Raw genomic sequence first — 15509 nt, forward strand, 5'->3', positions numbered from 1 at the left:
GGGCCCATGGTGCTACGTCCCGTCCGTCTCGCACGGCACATTGAGTGAGAGGAGTGCGGCGGAACCGTCGGGGTTCATGCGCAGTTCGCTGATCGCCGCGTTCCGCAACCGCGGGAACACCCTGCGGTACTCCCGGGCCGGGATCGACAGCAGGGTGCACAGCACCAGGCGCAGCAGGGTGTTGTGGGCGACGACCAGGACCCGTCCGCCGGGGTGGGCGGCGGCGATGTCCCGCAGGGCACGGGTCCCCCGGGCCGCCGCGGACAGCGGGTCCTCGGCGCCGGGGAAGGAGTGGGCCACCGGGTCGGCGCGGTAGGCCGCGGCCCACTCCGGGTCCTCCGTCTCGAACTCGGCGAGCGTGCGGCCCTCGACCACACCGAAGTCGCATTCGCGCAGGTCCGGTTCGAGCTGTGAGGTGAGGCCCAGGGCACGGCAGGCGGGCTCGGCGGTCGCGACGGCCCGGGACAGCGGGGAGGTCCGGATCGCGTCGACGGGGTGGGCGGCGGCCCAGCGGCCGAGGGCCTCGGCCTGGGCGCGGCCGGTGTCGGTGAGGCCGATGTCGGTGACGCCGGCGTACCGGTTCTCGGCGTGCCAGACGGTCTGCCCGTGGCGGGCCAGCAGGAGGGTGGTGGTCATGACTCCCCAGTGTCCACGTGCAGCCGGGTCAGGGCGTGTTCCGCGACGGGGGCGGGCAGCCAGCCGCGTTCCCGCAGTGCCTCGACGAGGCGGGCGTACGGCTCGGCGAAGGCCGCCGTGCGGTCGGGGCGGGGTTCGAGGACGGTCCGGACGCGGACCATGCGCTCGGTGACGTCCGCGAGCGCGCCCGCGCCCGACGCCCCGTACGCGGCCAGCGCCGCCATTCCCAGGGCCGGTTCCGTCTGTTCAGGGATGCGGGCCGGGCGGCCGAGGATGTCGGCGCGGAGCTGGTTCCAGTACCGGCTGCGCGCGCCGCCGCCGGTGAAGGTGAGCGGGCCGTCGAGGGGGGCGCCGAGGTGGTGCAGGTAGTCCAGGCACAGGCGTTCCGCGAAGCCGACGCCCTGGAGCAGCGCGGCCCAGAGACCGGCGTCGCCCTCGGGTTCGCCGAGGACGAGGGGGGTCGCGTCCGGCGCCCGGAACGGGAACCGCTCCCCCGGTGACACCAGCGGGTACGCGACCGCACGGGACGGCTCGAAGGCCGCGGCCCGCTCGTCCATCGCGGCCGGGTCGGCGTCCGGGAAGTGCGCCGTGAGGGCTCCTGCGCCCACGCTGGACGCCCCGCCGGGCAGCCAGGTGCCGTCGGGGGCGCGGTGGTTGTAGACCACGCCGGTGGGGTCCCGGACCGGGTCGCAGGTCGCTCCCTTCAGCACGAGGGTCGTGCCGAGGACCGAGTTCCAGGAGCCGGGGCGCAGCGCGCCCGAGGCGATCTGGGCCGCGCAGCCGTCCGTCATCCCGGCGAGCACCTTGGTGCCGGCGGGGATGCCGGTGGCGTCGGCGGCGGTCGGGCTGACCTCGCCGAGGTGCGTGCCGGGGCGTACGACGTCCGGCAACAGGCCCGGGGGAACGCCGAGTCGGGCCAGGGCTGCCTCCGGCCACGCCTCGCCGTGCAGGTCGTAGCCGGTCTTGAGGGCGTGGCTGGAGTCCGCCGGGGGCGGTTCGCCGGTCAGCCGGGTGACGACGAGGTCGGGCTGGTGGGCGAGGCGGAGGCCGGGGCCGTACTCCCCCAGCAGCCACAACGCCTTCGGCAACGCCCAGGTGTCCTGGACCGCGAGACCCGCCTCCCGGGCGCGAGCGGCCTCCGCCGCCGCACGGCCGTCGTCGTACATCAGCGCGGGGCTACCCGGGCGGCCCGAGCCGTCCGTCAGCAGGACCGTGCCGGACGTACCGCACACCGCGAGGCCGCCGACCGGCACGCCGGGCGCGGAGCCGAGTGCCGCCCGGGACGCCGTGCACAGCGCCGACCACCACCGCTCGGGGTCCTGCTCGTGCCGCACCCCGTCCCGCCGCCCGCTCAGTGGGGCCGAGCCGCTGCCGAGGACCCTGCCGTCGGCGGTGACGAGCAGCACGCGGACGCTCTGTGTGCCCAGGTCGACGCCGAGCCAGCCCGCACCCTCGTCCGCCATCCGGAACCTCCCACGATGTCGCAGCCGGATCTGTGAACTTCTCACTGTGCCCCGATATTTTCCCGTGCGCGAGGGATTGACGCCCAACTTCAGCCGTTCCACCCTCTGTTAACGAGTCGACTCGACGTGTTAACCAGCCCCCACGTGGAGGTACGGATGGACACGCACGTGCACGACCGGCGGCGCTTCCTCGCGCTCGCCGCCGGGGCTGCCGCGGCCCCGCTGCTCACGGCCTGCGGCACCGGCTTCGGCGGGGACGACAGCAAGAGCGACGGGTCCGCCGCGGACGACGTCACCGGCTCCTTCGACTGGAAGCGGGAGCAGGGCACCACCGTCAAGGCCCTGCTCAACAAGCACCCGTACACGGACGCGTTGATCGCCGACCTGAAGTCCTTCACCGCGAAGACCGGCATCAAGGTCGAGTACGACGTCTTCCCGGAGGACAACTACTTCGACAAGCTCACCGTGGACCTGTCCAGCGGGCGCGCCTCCTACGACGTCTTCATGCTGGGCGCCTACATGGTGTGGCAGTACGGGCCGCCGGGCTGGCTGGAGGACCTCGGGCCCTGGATGCGCAACTCCTCGGCGACGGGCGCCGAGTGGGACCAGGCGGACTTCTTCCCGAACCTGCTCCAGGCCGACCAGTGGTCGCTGAAGGCGGGCGCGCCGCTGGGGCAGGGCGGGCAGTACGCGCTGCCGTGGGGCTGGGAGACGAACGTCGTCGCCTACAACACGGAGGTGTTCGAGAAGCTGGGCCTGAAGCCGGCCGAGACCTTCGAGGAGCTGACCGAACTCGCCGGCACCATCAAGCAGAGGGCGCCGGGCGCGGGCTTCGACGGCATGTACGGGATCGCCGTACGCGGGTCCAGGAGCTGGGCCACCATCCATCCCGGCTTCATGACGATGTACGCCCGCAACGGGCTGACGGACTTCAGGGTCGACGGCGGAAAGCTCACACCCGTCATGAACAGCTCCGATGCCGTCGCCTTCACCGAGGACTGGGCCGGCATGGTCAAGCGGGGCGGGCCGCCGTCCTGGACGTCGTACACCTGGTACCAGTGCTCCAGCGACCTGGGTGCGAAGAAGGCCGGGATGCTGTTCGACGCCGACACGGCCGCCTACTTCCAGGCGGTGAAGGGCGCGAGTCCCGCCTCCGGGAAGATCGCCTTCCACCCGGGGCCCAAGGGACCGGACGGGTCGCTCGCCACCAACATGTGGATCTGGTCGCTCGGGATGAACGCCAAGAGCAAGAAGAAGAGCGCCAGTTGGCTGTTCCTGCAGTGGGCGACCGGCAAGGAGCACCTGCGCAAGGGCGCGATCACGCACAACCACATCGACCCGGTGCGCAAGTCGGTGGCCGACGACGCCGCGTACAAGGACAAGATGCGGCATCTGCCGGGCTTCCTGGAGACCTTCGAGACGGTCGTCGACCAGACGAGGATCCAGTTCACTCCGCAGGCGCAGTTCTTCGACGCGACGACCAGCTGGGCCGCCGCCCTCCAGGAGATCTACGGCGGCAAGGACGCGAAGTCCGTCCTGGACGGGCTGGCGGACGACCTCGCCGACAAGGTGGGTTAGTCATGCGGCTCGCGCTGCGTCCGTACCTCCTGATCGTGCCGGCACTCCTGCTGACCTGCGGGATCCTCTACCCGTTCGGGCTCGGCCTGTACTACACGCTGTTCGACTTCTCGGCGAGCAAACCGCAACCCGACATGGTGCGGTTCGAGAACTACAGAGCCGTCTTCACGCAGGAGGCGTTCTGGAACTCGGCGTGGGTGACGGTGCTGTACGCGGTCGGGGCGGCCCTCGCCGAGACGGTGCTCGGGGTGGCCGTCGCCCTGCTGCTGCACCGCTCGACCCTGGTGGGCCGTGTGCTGGAGAAGATCCTGATCCTGCCGCTGATGATCGCCCCGGTGATCGCGGCGATCATCTGGAAGCTGATGCTCCAGCCCTCGGTGGGCGTGGTCAACCACCTGCTGAGGCCCTTCGGGCTGGGCGGAGTGCAGTGGACCGACACTCCGACGGGCGCCCTGCTGTCGTCGATCGCCGTGGACGTGTGGGTCTACACGCCGTTCGTGGCGATCCTCGCCCTGGCCGGTCTGCGGTCGCTGCCCACCTCCCCCTTCGAGGCGGCGGCCGTGGACGGCGCGGGGTGGTGGTACACCTTCCGGCGGCTGACGCTGCCGATGCTGTGGCCGTACGTGCTGGTGGCGGTGATCTTCCGGTTCATGGACTCGCTGAAGGTGTTCGACATCATCTACGCCCTGACGGAGGGCGGGCCCGGTGACTCGACCGTCGTCCTGCAGATCCGGGCGTACCTGGAAGCGATCCGCTTCCAGCGCTACTCCTTCGGGATCTCCTACACGATCGTGCTGTGGGCCGTGGTGTACCTGGCCGCGATGGTGCTGGTGAAGCACCTGGGGAAGATCCAGCGCCGGGCCGCGGAGGTGACCACGTGAGGAAACGCGTGCTGGGGTGGCTGGCCGACGCCGCCCTCGTCCTCTACTTCGTCTTCGCGCTGTTCCCGATCGCCTGGATGGTGATCCTCTCCCTGAAACCCACCGACCAGCTCTTCAGCACGTACTTCTCCTTCTCCCCGACGCTGGACGGCTACCGGACGGTCCTCGGCGACAGCGAGGGCATCCCGTTCGTGCGGTTCTTCGTCAACAGCCTGGTGGTGTCGGTGGGGGCGGTCGTGCTGTCGCTGGTGGTGGGGCTGCCGGCGGCGTACGCCTCGGCGCGGTGGCGGTTCAAGGGCTCGGAGAACCTGATGTTCACGCTGCTGTCGTTCCGCTTCGCACCTGAACTGACCGTGATCATCCCGCTGTTCGTGCTGTACCAGAAGCTCGGGCTGTTCGACACGTACGTCGGCATGGTGTGGGTGCTGCAACTGGTCACCCTGCCGCTGATCGTGTGGATCATGCGGTCCTACTTCGCCGATCTGACGCCCGAGCTGGAGCAGGCCGCCCTGCTGGACGGCTACACCCGCAAGCAGGCCTTCTTCAAGGTGGCCCTTCCACTGGTCAAGCCGGGCATCGCGGCCGTGTCGCTGCTGGCGTTCATCTTCGCCTGGAACAACTTCGTCTTCCCGCTGATCCTCACCTCCAACGAGGCCCAGACGGTGACCGTGGGCGCGCTGTCCTTCCTCGGCGGTGACCGGCCCAAGTACAACCTGACGGCCGCCGCCGCGCTGGTGTCCGTCGTACCGCCGCTGCTGCTGGCGCTGACGATCCAGCGGTATCTGGTGCGGGGACTTTCGTTCGGGGCGGTGAAGTCTTGATCACGCTGAGCGGGATACGGAAGACGTACGGGAGGACCGTCGCGCTCGACGCGCTCGAACTGGAGGTGCGGGAGGGCGAGTTCTTCTGCCTGCTGGGCCCGTCCGGCGCGGGCAAGACCACGACGCTCAAGACCATCGCCGGACTCGAACAGCCCGACGCGGGCACCGTCGTGCTCGACGGCAAGGACATGCGGGGTGTGGAGCCGTACGACCGGGGCGTGGCGATGTGCTTCGAGAGCTACGCCCTCTACCCGCACCGCTCCGCCTACGACAACCTCGCCTCCCCCCTGCGCTCGCCCCGGCACCGGCTGCCCGCCGCCGAGGCCAGGCAGCGGATCGGCGCGATCGCCGAACTGCTGGGGATCTCGGGGCTGCTGGACCGGCCGGTGGGCCAGCTGTCCAACGGGCAGCGGCAGCGCGTCGCCCTCGGCCGGGTGCTGGTCCGCCCCGCCCGGGCCTTCCTCCTCGACGAGCCGCTCTCCCACCTGGACGCCAAGCTGCGCCAGCAGATGCGGGCCGAGCTGAAGGCGATCGGGGCCGTGCAGCACACCACCACCCTGTACGTCACCCACGACTCCGTCGAGGCGCTGGCGCTCGGCGACCGGATCGGGGTCATCCGGCAGGGGCGGATCGTGCAGACGGGCACGCGGGAGGAGATCTGGTACCGGCCGTACGACACGGAGGTCGCGCGGGCCTTCGGGCGGCCCCGGATCAATCTGCTGCCGGGGGTCGTGACGGAGAGCGGTGTGCGGTCGGACGGCGGGGTGCTGCTGCCGGTCCGGGCGCAGGCCCCGGCGGGCACCGAGGTCCTGGTCGGGCTGCGGCCCCGGGACATCGTCCTGCGCGGCGAGGGGCACGAGCTCACCGGGACCGTGTACGTCACCGAGGTGCTCGGCCGGTCCGTCGAGGTCACCGTCCGGCTCGGGACCGGGGACCAGCGGGTGTCGCTGGTGGCCCCCCGGGCGGACGCGGCGCGCCTTCGTCCGGACGATCCGGTACGGCTCGCGGTCCGGCCTGAGAACCTGCTGCTGTTCGAGGCCGACCGGCCGGAGCGACCGGGACGACGGATAGAGACACAGTCATGAGCAGCAGCAGTGGTGGACAGCAGGGGCCGGCGGCGCGGCAGGCCGCCATGGCCGAGCAGGTGCTGGCCGACGGCTCGGCGACGGCGGCGGAGCTCGCCGAGCGGTTCGGGGTGAGCCTGATGACCATCCACCGGGACCTGGACGAACTCGAACGGCAAGGCATCGTACGGAAGTTCCGGGGCGGGGTGACCGCGCAGCCGTCGGGGGTCTTCGAGTCGAACGTGCAGTACCGGCTGAAGACCATGCGGGCCGAGAAGGCCGCCGTCGCCGAGCACGCGCTGCGCATGGTGGAGCCCGGCATGGCGATCCTGCTGGACGACTCCACGTCCACCCTGGAGATAGCCCGGCGGCTGCGCACGGGCGAGGTCACGCCCCTGACGGTCGTCACCAACTTCCTGGAGGCGATCAACCTCCTGTCCGACCAGCGGGGCATCCACCTGATGGCGCTGGGCGGCGACTACGACCCGCTGCACTCCTCGTTCCTCGGGGTGTCCTGCGTGGAGGCGGTCGAGCAGCTGCGGGTGGACGTGTGCTTCGCGTCCACGTCGGCGGTGCACGGGGGGTACGCCTACCACCAGGAGCAGCACATCGTGTCCGTGAAGCGGGCGATGCTCGACGCGGCGGCACGGAACGTCCTGCTGATCGACCACACCAAGCTCGGCCGGGTCGCCCTGCACCGGGTCGTCCCGCTGTCCCGCTTCGACACGGTCCTCGTGGACGACGGGGCGTCGCCGGAGGCACTGCGGGATCTGGACGAACACAAGGTCCGTTACGAGGTTTGCGGCACGAAGGGCGACCATGACGGGAACGGGACTGGAGCTACGTGAGCTGCGGAAGACCTACCGGTCTCGGGGGCGGCCCTCGGTGGACGCCGTCCGCGGGATCGACCTGAACCTCCGGTCCGGGGAGCTGCTCGGGCTGCTCGGGCCGTCCGGCTGCGGCAAGTCGACGACCCTGCGCATGATCGCCGGGCTGGAGTCCGTCACCGGCGGGGACATCCTCGTCGGCGGGGCGTCGGTGGTCGAGCGGCCGGCGCAGCAGCGGAACATCGGGGTCGCGTTCGAGAACTACGCGCTGTATCCGCCGCTGTCGGTCGCGGAGAACCTGGCGTTCGGGCTGAAGGCCCGGAGGAAGGCCGCACGCGGTGACGTCGACCGCAAGGTGAAGGAGATCGCCGAACGGGTCGGCCTGACCGACCTCCTCGACGCCCGCCCGGCCGCTCTGTCCAGCGGCCAGAAGCAGCGCGTCTCCCTGGCCCGGGCCCTGATCCGCGAACCGGACGTGCTGCTGCTCGACGAGCCGCTGTCCCATCTGGACGCGGCCCAGCGGGACACCACCCGCCGCGAACTCAAGCGCATCCAGAAGGACCTGGGCCACACCACGATCCTGGTCACCCACGACCAGGAGGAGGCCCTCTCCCTCGCCGACCGGATCGCCGTGATGAAGGACGGCGTCATCCAGCAGCTCGGCACCCCCTACGAGATCTACGACAGCCCGGCCAACGTGTTCGTCGCGGACTTCGTCGGCGAGCCCGCGATCACGCTGCTGCCCGGCATCGCCGACGGCGACGGCCGGGCCCGCCTCTCGGACTCGGTGCGGATCGCGCTGCCCGTGCCGGTGGACGAGGGCCGGGAGGTGGTGGTCGGGATCCGCCCGGAGGACGTCCGGCTCACCGCCGAGGACGGCCTGCCCGCCCGGGTCGTCGCCCACGAACCCCTCCTGGAGTCGGGCCTGGCGACCCTCTCCCTCGACGGGGTCGAACGGCACCTGGTCGTCCTCACCGACCCCGAGGTGCGGCTCGCCCACAACGAGCGGGTCGGGGTCACCGCCGACCCCGAGCACACCCATGTCTTCGACGCCGAGACGGGAGACTCCCTGCGATGACTGCCGGAAACAGCGTGCGTGTGGTGGCCGCCGGTGACCACTTCGTCCTGCCGTCGCTGATCACACGGGCGGTGGAACACGAGGTGGAGCGGGCCCGGGTGACGGAACTGGAACTCGGCTGGCCGCTGGAGCCGTTCGGGCCGGTCGCCGAGGTGCAGGAGGCCAGTGACGCCGAGGACGCGATGGTCGAGGCGCTGGCCGGGGCGCAGGTGCTGGTCACCCAGATGGGGCCGGTCACCGAGAAGGTGCTCGCCGCCTGCCCGGATCTGAGGCTGGTCGTGGTCTGCCGGGGCGGGCCGGTGAACGTCAACCTGGAGGCGGCCAAGCAGCGTGACGTGCGGGTGTGCTTCGCGCCGGGCCGCAACGCCGCCGCCACCGCCGAGTTCACCGTCGGCATGATGCTGGCCGCGCTGCGCCGCATCCCCCAGGCCCACGGCCCGCTGGCCCGGCAGGGCAGCTGGGAGGGCGCGACGTACTACACGTACGAGCAGAGCGGTCTGGAGCTGGAGGACCTGCCCGTCGGACTGGTCGGATACGGGGCCGTCGGCAGCCGGGTCGCGCGGGTGCTGTGCGCGTTCGGGGCCCGGGTGATGGTCTACGACCCGTACGTGCACGGCGAGATCCACGGACTGCGCGTGACCTCGCTGGACGAACTCCTGCGCCGCTCCCGGGTGATCACCCTGCACGCCCGGCTCACTCCCGAGACCCGGGGCCTGATCGGCGCCCGGGAGCTGGGGCTGCTGCCGTCCGGCGCGGTGGTGGTGAACGTGGCCCGGGGTCCGCTGCTGGACGAGGCCGCGCTGTGCGACGCGCTGGAGAGCGGGCAGGTGTCGGCGGCGGCGCTCGACACCTACGAGCGGGAGCCGCTGCCCGCTCAGTCGCGGCTTCTCGGGCTGACCGACCGCGTCGTGCTGACCCCGCACCTCGGCGGGGCGTCGCGCGCGGTGGCGGAGAAGGCGGCGCGGATCGCCGCCGAAGAGGTGGGCCGCTGGGTGCGCGGCGAGCCGCTCGCGCACTGCCTGACCTGAGGATCGTGAGAGGACCCTTGAGGGGAGCCGCATGTACGTCGGTATCGATGTGGGCACGTCCATGGTCAAGGCGGCGGCCTTCGACGACACGGGGCGGGAACTGGCCGTGTCCTCCCGCCCGGTGGAGCTGAAACTGCACGGCGGGTTCGTCGAGCAGGACATGGACGAGGTGTACGGGGCGGTCGTCGCCGTGCTCGACGAGGTCACAGGACGGGCCCCGGGGCCGGTCGAGCTCGCCGGGCTCACCGGGCAGGGCGACGGGGTGTGGCTGGTCGACGGGGAGGGACGGCCCGTGCGGGCGGCGGCCTCCTGGATGGACGGGCGGGCGCACGAACTGGTCGACCGGTGGCTGGCCGACGGTACGTTCGAGGAGGTGTTCCGGCGGACGGGCAGCGCGATGTTCCCGGGCTGTCCGGGGCCGCTGCTGGCGTGGCTGGACAGCAACGAACCGGAGGCGCTGGATGCCGCGCAGGCCGCCCTGTACTGCAAGGACATGGTGTTCCAGCGGCTGACGGGGGCGGGCCCGGCGACCGATGTGTCGGACGCCTCGATGCCGTTCCTGGACCCGCGCACCCGGACGTACGACAACCGGGTCGTGGAGCTGCTGGGGCTCACGCACCGGCGCCGTCTGTTGGCCCCCGTCAGCGACCCGGTCGCGACGGCCGAGGCGCGGGGCGAGGGTCTGCCGTCCGGCACCCGGATCGCCAACGGCCCGTACGATCTGCCGGCCTGCGCGCTGGGCGCCGGGGTGACGGCCCCGGGGGACGGTCTGCTGATCGTCGGCACCTGTCTGGCCAGCCTGGTCGCCACGACCGAGCTGGATCTGACGGGCGAGCCCGCGGGCCTGTACATCTCCACCGACCGGCCCGGGCACTGGCTGCGTGCCATGCCCGCGATGGTCGGCACGGCGGCCCTGGACTGGGTGCTGTCGACGACGGGCGTGCGGCACGACGAGGTGGACGCCCTGCTGGCGCAGACCCCGCCGGGTGCGAACGGCGTCCGCGTGCTGCCGTACTTCGCGCCCTCCGGCGAACGCGCCCCCTTCGTCGAGCCACGGCTGCGCGCCGAACTGACCGGCGTCTGTCTGGAGTCGACCCGGGGCGATCTGGTCCGCGCCACCTGCGAGGGCATCGGCTACGCCGCCCGGCACTGCCTGGAGGCGGCGGGCCTCGACGGGAAGCTGGCCGTCTGCGGCGGCGGCACCCGCAGCCCCGCCTGGATGCGGCTGCTCGCCGATGTGCTCGGCCGGCCGCTGCGGGTCGTCGAGGGCGAGGTGGGTGCCCGGGGCGCGGTCCTCGCGGCGGCCGAGCGGTACGGGATGCCGCTGGACGCGCGGGTGTGGACCCGGCCGACGCAGGTCGTCGAGCCGGACCCGGGCCGGGCCGCGTACTACACGAAGGGCTACGAGGAGCACCTGGTCCGGCTCACGCAGGCGCGGGCCCGGGCACGTACGTGAATCCCTCCACGCGTCGATCTCTCCCGGAACGAAGGGGACTTGTATGCAGCTCGGACGGAGATCCCTCCTGCTCGCGGCCGCCGCGGGGACGGCCACGGCCACCACGGCCGTCCCCGCGGCGGCCGAACCCCGCACGGGCCCGCTGGTCATCGGCCACCGCGGCGCGGCCGGCTGGCGCCCCGAGCACACGGCCGCCTCGTACACGTACGCCGTGCAGACGGGCGCCGACTGGATCGAACCGGACCTGGTGCCGACCAAGGACCATGTGCTGGTGGTCCGGCACGAGAACGAGATCTCCCAGACCACCGACGTGGCCCGCCACCCGGAGTTCGCCGGCCGCCGCACGACGAAGACGGTCGACGGCCGGTCCGTGACCGGGTGGTTCACGGAGGACTTCACCCTCGCCGAACTGAAGACGCTGCGGGCGGTGGAGCGGCTGCCGCAGGTCCGCAACCGCAACACGGTCTTCGACGGGCGCGAGGAGGTCATGACCTTCCAGGAGGTCGTCGATCTGGCGCGGAAGCTGTCGAAGCGGCACGGCCGGACGATCGCCGTCTTCCCGGAGACCAAGCACCCGACGTACTTCCGGTCCATCGGCCTGCCGCTGGAGCCGAAGCTGGCGGCCGCGATCCGCCGGGGCCGGCTCGGCCCGCGCGAGTGCGTCGTGCAGTCCTTCGAGCCGACGAGCCTGAAGCGCATGACAGGCCTGGGCGTACCGCTGTGGCAGGCGCTGGGGACGTCGGGCGGTCCGTACGACCTGGCCTCGTCCGGTGATCCGACGACCTACCGGGACATGATGACGCCGGCGGGCCTGGCCCGGATCGCGGAGTACGCGGACTGGATCGGGCCGGACAAGTCGTCGCTCGCCGGCACGTCACTCCTCGCGGACGCCCACGCGGCGGGCCTGCGCGTGGGGCCGTACACCTTCCGGGCGGAGAACCAGTTCCTGCCGGCGGAATTCCGGCGCGGCACCGGAAACACCGATTTCGGGGACGCGTTCGCCGAATACGCGCTGTACTACCGCATGGGGGTCGATGCGGTCGTAACCGACTTCCCGGACTTGGCGGTGATCGCGAGGAGGGGCTGATGTTCTTCAAGGACAAGCACTGCCCGACCTGTGGCGGCAGCGGTACGCAGGTGTTCACGCCGCTCAAACCCGAGGAGAGAAAGGCGCTCGGGACGCACCGCACCGACCTGTGGCGCTGCACCGCCCCGGGCTGCCGGTGGTATCAGCCCTGGGGCCATCAGACCGGCGGGGGCCGGCTCCCGGAGGAACTGCAGAACCCGGGAGCCGACACCTCGGCGTGAGGCTTACAGGTTGGAGAAGTCCGGCCCCTTGGTGCGGGTGCGCTTGATCTCGTAGAAGCCGGGGACCGAGGCCACGGCGAGGGTGCCGTCCCAGAGGCGGGCGGCCTCCTCGCCCTTGGGTGCCGGGGTGACGACCGGGCCGAAGAAGGCGAGCTGCTCGCCGTCGGCGCCGGGCACGGCGATGACCGGGGTGCCTACCTCCTGGCCGACCTTGTCGATGCCCTCCTTGTGGGAGGCGCGCAGCTCGGGCTCGTAGCGGGTGCCGTCCCAGTGCTCCATGAGGGACTCGGGCAGGCCGACGTCCTTCAGGGCGGCGGCGACCGTCTCCTTGCCGGGGCCCTCGCCCTGGTTGTGGATGCGGGTGCCGAGGGCGGTGTAGAGGTCGCCCAGCACCTCGGCGCCGTGCTCCTGCTGTGCCGCGATGACGACCCTAACCGGACCCCACGCCTTGGTCTCGAGCAGCTCGCGGTACTCGGCGGGCAGCTCGTCGAGCTTGTCCTCGTTGAGCACGGCGAGGCTCATGAGGTGCCAGCGGACCTCGATGTCCCGGACCTTCTCCACCTCCAGCACCCAACGGGAGGTCATCCACGCCCAGGGACACAGCGGGTCGAACCAGAAGTCGACGGGGGTCTTGTCCGACATGTCTCTCCTCATGAGGAAACCGTTTTTCCGGCAACGCCACCGCTCGCCCCGGTCATTCCCGGCTGCCTCGCGTCAGGGGCCCGTGGCAGGATCGGTGCTGTTCAGCCGTATCCGACGACGCTTGAGGAGTTCCGCCCGTGCCCGGTGAGAATCTGTCCCGCGACGAGGCCCGGGAGCGGGCCGCCCTGATCGGCGTCGACGGGTACGAGGTGTCCCTCGACCTGCGGTCCGCGGTCGGTGAGGACGCGGGCGACGGGCCCCGCACGTTCCGCTCGGTCACCACGGTCCGCTTCCGCTGCAACGAGCCCGGTGCGAGCAGCTTCGCCGATCTGATCGCGCCGAGTGTGACGTCCATCTCACTCAACGGCCGCGATCTGGACCCCGGCGAGGTCTTCGACGGCTCGCGGATCACACTGGAGGACCTGGCCGCCGACAACGAGCTGGTCGTCGACGCGCAGTGCGCCTACTCCCGCACCGGCGAGGGACTGCACCGCTTCGTCGACCCGGAGGACGGCGAGGTGTACCTGTACACGCAGTACGAGCCGGCCGACTCCCGCCGGGTCTTCGCGGGCTTCGAACAGCCCGACCTGAAGGCGCCGTTCCGCTTCGAGGTGCGGGCGCCGGAGGGCTGGACGGTGTGGAGCAACGGGGTGGGCGAACGGGCCGACGGGGTGTGGCGGTTCGCCGAGACCAAACCGATCTCGACGTACATCACGTGTGTCGTGGCGGGCCCGTACCACTACGTGACGGACACCTACTCCCGTACGTTCGCGGACGGCACGACGCTGGAGATCCCCCTCGGGGCGCTGTGCCGCAAGGGCCTCGCGCCCCACTTCGACTCCGAGGACGTCTTCCTGGTCACCAAGCAGGGCCTGGACTTCTTCCACGACCACTTCGACTACCCGTACCCGTTCGGGAAGTACGACCAGGCGTTCGTGCCCGAGTACAACCTGGGCGCGATGGAGAACCCGGGTCTGGTGACGTTCCGGGAGGAGTTCATCTTCCGGGGCAAGGTGACGCAGGCGTCCTACGAGGGCCGGGCCAACGTCGTCCTGCACGAGATGGCGCACATGTGGTTCGGCGACCTGGTCACCATGGAGTGGTGGGACGACCTGTGGCTGAAGGAGTCGTTCGCGGACTTCATGGGCGAGTTCTCACTGGTCGGCGCGACCCGCTTCGTCAACGGCTGGGTCACCTTCGCCAACCGCCGCAAGTCGTGGGCCTACCGGGCCGACCAGCTGCCCTCCACGCACCCGATCACGGCGGACATCCGCGACCTCCAGGACGCCAAGCTGAACTTCGACGGCATCACGTACGCCAAGGGCGCCTCGGTGCTGAAGCAGCTCGTGGCGTACGTCGGCCAGGACGCGTTCCTGGAGGGCGCCCGGCGCTACTTCAAGCGGCACGCGTACGGCAACACACGCCTCGGCGACCTGCTGTCGGTGCTGGAGGAGACCAGCGGCCGGGACATGAGCGCCTGGGCGCGGTCCTGGCTCCAGACGGCCGGGGTGAACTCACTGACCCCGCAGCTGCTGCTGGACCCGCAGGGCCGCGTCGAGGAGCTGGCGGTGGTGCAGGAGGCGGCCGAGTCCCATCCTGAACTGCGCACGCACCGGGTGGCGGTGGGCCTGTACCGGGCGACGAACGGCGGGGCGGTCGAGCGGTACGCGCGCGCCGAGGTGGACGTCGACGGCCCGCGCACGGTCGTGGCGGACCTGTCCGGCGCCGAGGCGCCCGACCTGGTCCTGGTCAACGACGACGACCTGACGTACTGCAAGATCCGCTTCGACGAGACCTCGCTGGCGACGCTGCGCGAGCACCTGGGATCGGTGACCGATCCGCTGGCGCGCGCCCTGTGCTGGTCGGCGCTGTGGAACATGACGCGGGACGCGCTGCTCCCGGCGAGTGACTTCGTGGACCTGGTGCTGCGGTTCGCAGGAAGCGAGTCCGAGATCGGCGTGGTGCAGATGCTGCACGGGTGGGCCGAGTGGGCGGTCACGCACTATGCGGCGCCCGCCCGGCGGGAGACGACCGCCCGTCTCCTCGCCGAGGGCGCGCGGCGCGAGCTGTACGCGGCCGAGGCCGGCAGCGAGCACCAGCTCGCGTGGGCGCGCTTCTTCGCCCGGACCGCCGCCACCGAGGCCGACTTCGAGCTGCTGGGCGACCTGCTGGCGGGCACGGCGTCGGTCGAGGGCCTCGACCTGGACCAGGAGCTGCGGTGGGTGTTCCTGGAGCCGCTGGCCGCGCACGGGGTGGTGGACGAGAAGGTGCTGGCCGAGGAGCTGGCCCGGGACGACACGGCCTCCGGCAAGCGCCACCAGGTGCGCTGCCTGGCCGCCCGGCCGTCCGAGGCGGTCAAGGCGCAGGCGTGGGCGCAGGTCGTGGAGTCGGACGCGCTGTCCAACGCCATGGTCGAGGCGACCATCGCGGGCTTCTCCCAGGGCTCGCAGCGGGAGTTGCTCGCGCCGTACGCGGAGAAGTACTTCGCGGCGATCGAGCGGGTGTGGGCCGAGCGGTCGATCCAGATCGGGATGCACGTGGTGCAGGGCATGTTCCCCTCGCTCCAGCAGTCCCGGGCGACCCTCGACGCCACGGACGCGTGGCTGGAGGTCCACCGGGAGGCGGCCCCGGCCCTGCGCCGGCTGGTGCTGGAGGCCCGGGACGACCTGGCGCGGGCGCTGCGCGCGCAGGCGTGCGACGAGGGCTCTGACCAGTAGCTTTGGCCTG

Annotated in this window: 14 protein-coding genes; 11 read left to right on the plus strand and 3 right to left on the minus strand. The window is 71.5% G+C overall.

Annotated elements, in window-relative coordinates:
• Positions 1 to 12: 12 nt before the first annotated feature.
• A complete protein-coding gene (locus GTY47_RS23200) occupies positions 13 to 636 on the minus strand; it encodes a histidine phosphatase family protein (RefSeq protein ID WP_010046638.1) in 624 nt (207 codons plus the stop codon).
• Complete coding sequence (locus GTY47_RS23205) at positions 633 to 2099, minus strand: FGGY-family carbohydrate kinase (RefSeq protein ID WP_010046640.1); 1467 nt, start codon at positions 2097 to 2099, stop codon at positions 633 to 635. The genes GTY47_RS23200 and GTY47_RS23205 overlap by 4 nt, the downstream gene beginning before the upstream one ends.
• A 156-nt stretch (positions 2100 to 2255) precedes the next feature.
• On the opposite strand from GTY47_RS23205, the gene GTY47_RS23210 reads away from it, so the two are divergent.
• From GTY47_RS23210 to GTY47_RS23255, 10 genes are read left to right on the plus strand one after another with little or no spacing between them, the layout of a single operon-like run.
• On the plus strand, positions 2256 to 3677 hold the full coding sequence (locus GTY47_RS23210; RefSeq protein ID WP_010046642.1) for a sugar ABC transporter substrate-binding protein: 1422 nt from the start codon (positions 2256 to 2258) through the stop codon (positions 3675 to 3677).
• A 2-nt stretch (positions 3678 to 3679) separates the two neighbouring features.
• Positions 3680 to 4558 carry a sugar ABC transporter permease gene (locus tag GTY47_RS23215; protein WP_010046645.1) on the plus strand — a complete coding sequence of 293 codons (879 nt, stop codon included), beginning with the start codon at positions 3680 to 3682 and terminating at the stop codon, positions 4556 to 4558.
• On the plus strand, positions 4555 to 5379 hold the full coding sequence (locus GTY47_RS23220; protein ID WP_029181641.1) for a carbohydrate ABC transporter permease: 825 nt from the start codon (positions 4555 to 4557) through the stop codon (positions 5377 to 5379). The genes GTY47_RS23215 and GTY47_RS23220 overlap by 4 nt, the downstream gene beginning before the upstream one ends.
• The gene (locus GTY47_RS23225; protein ID WP_010046650.1) at positions 5376 to 6464 is read left to right on the plus strand and encodes an ABC transporter ATP-binding protein; all 1089 of its coding nucleotides are present in this window, start codon (positions 5376 to 5378) and stop codon (positions 6462 to 6464) included. The genes GTY47_RS23220 and GTY47_RS23225 overlap by 4 nt, the downstream gene beginning before the upstream one ends.
• A complete protein-coding gene (locus tag GTY47_RS23230) occupies positions 6461 to 7291 on the plus strand; it encodes a DeoR/GlpR family DNA-binding transcription regulator (protein WP_029181642.1) in 831 nt (276 codons plus the stop codon). Before GTY47_RS23225 ends, GTY47_RS23230 begins: the two co-directional genes overlap by 4 nt.
• Entirely contained in the window at positions 7263 to 8348 is a 1086-nt protein-coding gene (locus tag GTY47_RS23235) for an ABC transporter ATP-binding protein (protein WP_010046653.1), read from the plus strand. Before GTY47_RS23230 ends, GTY47_RS23235 begins: the two co-directional genes overlap by 29 nt.
• Positions 8345 to 9376: a 2-hydroxyacid dehydrogenase gene (locus GTY47_RS23240; protein WP_010046655.1), complete on the plus strand. Its 1032-nt coding sequence runs from the start codon at positions 8345 to 8347 to the stop codon at positions 9374 to 9376. The genes GTY47_RS23235 and GTY47_RS23240 overlap by 4 nt, the downstream gene beginning before the upstream one ends.
• Positions 9377 to 9407: 31 nt before the next feature.
• On the plus strand, positions 9408 to 10832 hold the full coding sequence (locus tag GTY47_RS23245; protein ID WP_010046658.1) for an FGGY-family carbohydrate kinase: 1425 nt from the start codon (positions 9408 to 9410) through the stop codon (positions 10830 to 10832).
• A 43-nt stretch (positions 10833 to 10875) separates the two neighbouring features.
• Positions 10876 to 11919, plus strand: coding sequence for a glycerophosphodiester phosphodiesterase family protein (locus tag GTY47_RS23250; RefSeq protein ID WP_010046660.1), 1044 nt, complete (start codon positions 10876 to 10878; stop codon positions 11917 to 11919).
• Complete coding sequence (locus GTY47_RS23255; RefSeq protein WP_010046662.1) at positions 11919 to 12140, plus strand: hypothetical protein; 222 nt, start codon at positions 11919 to 11921, stop codon at positions 12138 to 12140. Before GTY47_RS23250 ends, GTY47_RS23255 begins: the two co-directional genes overlap by 1 nt.
• 3 nt (positions 12141 to 12143) lie before the next feature.
• On the opposite strand, the gene GTY47_RS23260 is transcribed toward GTY47_RS23255, so the two are convergent.
• Positions 12144 to 12782, minus strand: a complete 639-nt coding sequence (locus tag GTY47_RS23260; protein WP_010046664.1) for a DsbA family protein — start codon at positions 12780 to 12782, stop codon at positions 12144 to 12146.
• A gap of 137 nt (positions 12783 to 12919) precedes the next feature.
• Here GTY47_RS23260 and pepN point away from each other — a divergent pair, with 137 nt between their 5' ends.
• Positions 12920 to 15499, plus strand: a complete 2580-nt coding sequence (gene pepN / locus GTY47_RS23265; protein ID WP_010046666.1) for an aminopeptidase N — start codon at positions 12920 to 12922, stop codon at positions 15497 to 15499.
• Positions 15500 to 15509 lie beyond the last annotated feature (10 nt).

It is taken from the genome of Streptomyces sp. SID5464 (genome assembly GCF_009862985.1).
Taxonomy (GTDB): Bacteria; Actinomycetota; Actinomycetes; order Streptomycetales; family Streptomycetaceae; genus Streptomyces; species Streptomyces chartreusis_D.

Excerpts from the sequence above, each read along its gene's own strand:
- GTY47_RS23200 (WP_010046638.1), bottom strand. The coding sequence starts at position 636 with ATGACCACCACCCTCCTGCTGGCCCGCCACGGGCAGACCGTCTGGCAC.
- GTY47_RS23205 (WP_010046640.1), bottom strand. The coding sequence starts at position 2,099 with ATGGCGGACGAGGGTGCGGGCTGGCTCGGCGTCGACCTGGGCACACAG.
- GTY47_RS23210 (WP_010046642.1), top strand. The coding sequence starts at position 2,256 with ATGGACACGCACGTGCACGACCGGCGGCGCTTCCTCGCGCTCGCCGCC.
- GTY47_RS23215 (WP_010046645.1), top strand. The coding sequence starts at position 3,680 with ATGCGGCTCGCGCTGCGTCCGTACCTCCTGATCGTGCCGGCACTCCTG.
- GTY47_RS23230 (WP_029181642.1), top strand. The coding sequence starts at position 6,461 with ATGAGCAGCAGCAGTGGTGGACAGCAGGGGCCGGCGGCGCGGCAGGCC.
- GTY47_RS23235 (WP_010046653.1), top strand. The coding sequence starts at position 7,263 with ATGACGGGAACGGGACTGGAGCTACGTGAGCTGCGGAAGACCTACCGG.
- GTY47_RS23240 (WP_010046655.1), top strand. The coding sequence starts at position 8,345 with ATGACTGCCGGAAACAGCGTGCGTGTGGTGGCCGCCGGTGACCACTTC.
- GTY47_RS23245 (WP_010046658.1), top strand. The coding sequence starts at position 9,408 with ATGTACGTCGGTATCGATGTGGGCACGTCCATGGTCAAGGCGGCGGCC.
- GTY47_RS23250 (WP_010046660.1), top strand. The coding sequence starts at position 10,876 with ATGCAGCTCGGACGGAGATCCCTCCTGCTCGCGGCCGCCGCGGGGACG.
- GTY47_RS23255 (WP_010046662.1), top strand. The coding sequence starts at position 11,919 with ATGTTCTTCAAGGACAAGCACTGCCCGACCTGTGGCGGCAGCGGTACG.
- GTY47_RS23260 (WP_010046664.1), bottom strand. The coding sequence starts at position 12,782 with ATGTCGGACAAGACCCCCGTCGACTTCTGGTTCGACCCGCTGTGTCCC.